Source organism: Pseudomonas sp. ANT_H12B (assembly GCF_008369325.1).
GTDB lineage: Bacteria > Pseudomonadota > Gammaproteobacteria > Pseudomonadales > Pseudomonadaceae > Aquipseudomonas.
The window spans coordinates 1-711 of the sequence record NZ_VOBI01000052.1 but is presented as its reverse complement, the minus strand read 5'-3'; the positions used below and the strand labels follow the sequence as shown (position 1 = coordinate 711).

The 711-nt window shown below is 52.2% G+C and carries 2 protein-coding genes; both read right to left on the bottom strand.

The annotated features are described in order from the left end of the window. On the bottom strand, positions 1-176 hold a 176-nt coding region (locus FQ185_RS31270), incomplete at its 3' end, for an IS3 family transposase (RefSeq protein ID WP_371926712.1). 164 nt (positions 177-340) lie between these two features. Further along, entirely contained in the window at positions 341-646 is a 306-nt protein-coding gene (locus FQ185_RS30065) for a transposase (RefSeq protein WP_256730525.1), read from the bottom strand. Positions 647-711 lie beyond the last annotated feature (65 nt).

Below are 711 nucleotides of genomic sequence, written 5' to 3'. Positions count from 1 at the left end.
AAATTACGCTTCAGCAGATTGGGCGCGACAAATGCTTCCACTCCTTTGGACCTGAATGGGTGAGGCTGGCGTTGCTTACTGACGATATTGGCCTCTCTCATCAGTGCTTTAACAAGGCTTCTGCCGACCGCGATATTTTGGGCCTGCAGATGCTTGCTGATCGTTCTGGACCCCATGGCTTCGCGGCTTTCGCTGTGCAACTCGACCACTTTCCCTTTGAGCTCCTCGCGTCTAATCCTTGGCATGGCACGCCGCTGAATCCATTCATAAAAGCTGCTGCGCTTCACATCGAAAACGCGACACAGGGTGGCGGTCGGGAATGACTCTCTTAGCTCCGCGATCATCGAAAACGATCGGGGTCCGACATCAAGAGAGCGGTAGCCTTTTTTAAGATTTCGGCCTCCATTTCCATGCGCTTGATCTTGGCTTTCAAGTCCTGAATCTGGCGCTGATCCTCGGTAATGGCCTTGGTGCCTTGAATCGGCTTCCCCATATGTTCCTTGCGAACCTGATCCACCCAGCGTCGTAACGCGGTGGCACTGATGTCCAGCGAGGCGCAGACTTCCTGTACCGAACAATTGTCATCAATCACCATGCTGGCTGCACGATGTTTGAACTCGCGGGAAAAGACTCTTCTTTCTTTCATGGAACCTCCAAATTGGCGAAATCATATCGCCCTTAAGAGGTGTCCGGAATTATTAGGCCAGTTCA

Excerpts from the sequence above, each read along its gene's own strand:
- FQ185_RS30065 (WP_256730525.1), bottom strand. The coding sequence starts at position 646 with ATGAAAGAAAGAAGAGTCTTTTCCCGCGAGTTCAAACATCGTGCAGCC.